At 48.3% G+C, this 3,566-nt stretch carries 2 rRNA genes; both read right to left on the bottom strand.

The annotated features are described in order from the left end of the window. Positions 1–29: 29 nt before the first annotated feature. A 5S ribosomal RNA gene (gene rrf / locus FB6_RS13370) occupies positions 30–144 on the bottom strand. 183 nt (positions 145–327) lie between these two features. Beyond that, a 23S ribosomal RNA gene (locus tag FB6_RS13375) occupies positions 328–3,220 on the bottom strand. Positions 3,221–3,566: the final 346 nt, after the last annotated feature.

The following is a 3,566-nucleotide window of genomic DNA, read 5'->3' on the forward strand; positions in this document are numbered from 1 at the left end:
GCATAAGCGGAGGGGGATTTCGAATAATGAGCTGGCGATGACTTACTCTCACATGGGTAATCCCACACTACCATCAGCGCTAAGAGGTTTCACTTCTGAGTTCGGGAAGGGATCAGGTGGTTCACTCTTGCTATGGTCGCCAGCACAACTGTTTATGCTTACTCGTTTGGTCTTACTTGGATGCCGAACTTTCGTCAAATGAGTTATTAACAGAAGTACTTGAGTTAAATTGTGTTGTTCATTCTATCTAGCTTTTGAACTAAATCAAGTTGCTTTGATTATTTGTGAATCAATTGAGCTTTAATACAACAACTGTTTGGGTGTTGTATAGTCAAGCCTCACGAGTAATTAGTATTGGTCAGCTTCATGCATCACTGCACTTCCACATCCAACCTATCAACGTCCTAGTCTCGAACGGCTCTTTAGAGGACATAAAGTCCTAGGGAAATCTTATCTTGAGGTAGGCTTCCCGCTTAGATGCTTTCAGCGGTTATCCCTTCCGAACATAGCTACCCGGCGATGCGACTGGCGTCACAACCGGTACACCAGAGGTTCGTCCACTCTGGTCCTCTCGTACTAGGAGCAGATCCTCTCAAATTTCCAACGCCCACGGTAGATAGGGACCGAACTGTCTCACGACGTTCTAAACCCAGCTCGCGTACCTCTTTAAATGGCGAACAGCCATACCCTTGGGACCTGCTTCAGCCCCAGGATGAGATGAGCCGACATCGAGGTGCCAAACACCGCCGTCGATATGAACTCTTGGGCGGTATCAGCCTGTTATCCCCAGAGTACCTTTTATCCGTTGAGCGATGGCCCTTCCATACAGAACCACCGGATCACTAAGACCTACTTTCGTACCTGCTCGACTTGTGGGTCTCGCAGTTAAGCGCGCTTTTGCCTTTATACTCTACGCGTGATTTCCGACCACGCTGAGCGCACCTTCGTACTCCTCCGTTACTCTTTAGGAGGAGACCGCCCCAGTCAAACTACCCACCAGACATGGTCCTCGTCCCGGATAACGGGACAGAGTTAGAACCTCAATATTACCAGGGTGGTATTTCAAGGATGGCTCCATAGCAACTGGCGTCACTACTTCAAAGCCTCCCACCTATCCTACACAAGTAAGATCAAAGTTCAATGTCAAGCTGCAGTAAAGGTTCACGGGGTCTTTCCGTCTAGCCGCGGGTACACCGCATCTTCACGGCGATTTCGATTTCACTGAGCCTCTGCTGGAGACAGCGCCGCCATCATTATGCCATTCGTGCAGGTCGGAACTTACCCGACAAGGAATTTCGCTACCTTAGGACCGTTATAGTTACGGCCGCCGTTTACTGGGGCTTCGATCAAGAGCTTCGCTTACGCTAACCCCATCAATTAACCTTCCAGCACCGGGCAGGCATCACACCCTATACGTCCACTTTCGTGTTTGCAGAGTGCTATGTTTTTAATAAACAGTTGCAGCGGCCTGGTTTCTGAGGCTGTCAACCGCTCAGGAAGCAAGTTCCATCACCGTCAACAGCGTACCTTCTCCCGAAGTTACGGTACCATTTTGCCTAGTTCCTTCAGCAGAGTTCTCTCAAGCGCTTTGGTCTACTCGACCTGACCACCTGTGTCGGTTTCGGGTACGATTCCAGTGTAACTGAAGCTTAGAGACTTTTCCTGGAAGCAGGGTATCAGCCACTTCACTGTACAAGTACAGCTTGCTATCGACTCTCAGCATAGAGCACCCCGGATTTGCCTAAGATGCATGCCTACTGTCTTCCACCTGGACAACCAACGCCAGGCTGACTTAACCTTCTCCGTCCTCTCATCGCATTACACTGAAGTATTGGAATATTAACCAATTTCCCATCGACTACGCCTCTCGGCCTCGCCTTAGGGGTCGACTCACCCAGCCCCGATTAACGTTGGACTGGAACCCTTGGTCTTTCAGCGTGCAAGTTTTTCACTCGCATTATCGTTACTCACGTCAGCATTCGCACTTCTGATACCTCCAGCATGCTTCTCAACACACCTTCATCGGCTTACAGAACGCTCCCCTACCACGTATACAATGTATACATCCGCAGCTTCGGCATGTAGTTTTAGCCCCGTTACATCTTCCGCGCAGGCCGACTCGACTAGTGAGCTATTACGCTTTCTTTAAAGGGTGGCTGCTTCTAAGCCAACCTCCTAGCTGTCTGTGCCTTCCCACATCGTTTCCCACTTAACTACAATTTTGGGGCCTTAGCTGGCGGTCTGGATTGTTTTCCTCTTGACTACGGACGTTAGCACCCGCAGTCTGTCTCCCGGATAGTACTCATTGGTATTCGGAGTTTGCATCGGTTTGGTAAGTCGGGATGACCCCCTAGCCGAAACAGTGCTCTACCCCCAATGGTATTCGTCCGAGGCGCTACCTAAATAGCTTTCGGGGAGAACCAGCTATCACCGAGTTTGATTAGCCTTTCACCCCTATCCACAAGTCATCCCCTGGCTTTTCAACGACAGTGGGTTCGGTCCTCCAGTTAGTGTTACCCAACCTTCAACCTGCTCATGGATAGATCACCCGGTTTCGGGTCTACACCCAGCAACTATACGCCCTATTAAGACTCGATTTCTCTACGGCTCCCCTATACGGTTAACCTCGCTACTGAATGTAAGTCGCTGACCCATTATACAAAAGGTACGCAGTCACCACACGAAGTGGCTCCCACTGCTTGTATGCATGCGGTTTCAGGATCTATTTCACTCCCCTCACAGGGGTTCTTTTCGCCTTTCCCTCACGGTACTGGTTCACTATCGGTCAGTCAGGAGTATTTAGCCTTGGAGGATGGTCCCCCCATATTCAGACAAGGTTTCACGTGCCTCGCCCTACTCGACATCATCATATCAGCCCTTTCGTGTACAGGACTATCACCTACTATGGTTGCACTTCCCAGAGCATTCCACTAAAACTGATATGACTTAATGGGCTTTTCCCCGTTCGCTCGCCGCTACTGAGGGAATCTCAATTGATTTCTTTTCCTAAGGGTACTGAGATGTTTCACTTCCCCTCGTTCGCCTCATAAACCTATGTATTCAGTTTATGATACCTACCTTATGGTAAGTGGGTTCCCCCATTCAGAAATCTCCGGATCACAGGATATTTGCCGCCTCCCCGGAGCTTATCGCAGGCTATTACGTCTTTCATCGCCTCTGACTGCCAAGGCATCCACCACATGCACTTAATTACTTGACTATACAACCCCAAACAGTCGCCCATTTCCTACAAGTGAAAATGTTGCGTTGCGAACTTAATCGCCACAGTTAGAGTTTCGTAGATTTAACTACCGTACAGCTTCAATTAGATTCATATACCAAAACGCTTGATTCAGTTAATCGCTAGTAACTCATTTCATCCAACTTTCACAATTGCTTGTTAGGTTGTTTAAAACGAGTATGAACAAATTATTTCAACTCAAATATATTCTGTTAATGATTTAACGTATCTTCGTCAGACTACGTTACTGTGATAAATCACAGAGATTATCAAGTGGTGCGTAGTATACGCTTGCCATGTGATAATCTCTAGGATCTAAGCACTT

The sequence above is a fragment of the Acinetobacter bouvetii genome (genome assembly GCF_902753875.1).
Lineage (GTDB): Bacteria > Pseudomonadota > Gammaproteobacteria > Pseudomonadales > Moraxellaceae > Acinetobacter > Acinetobacter bouvetii_A.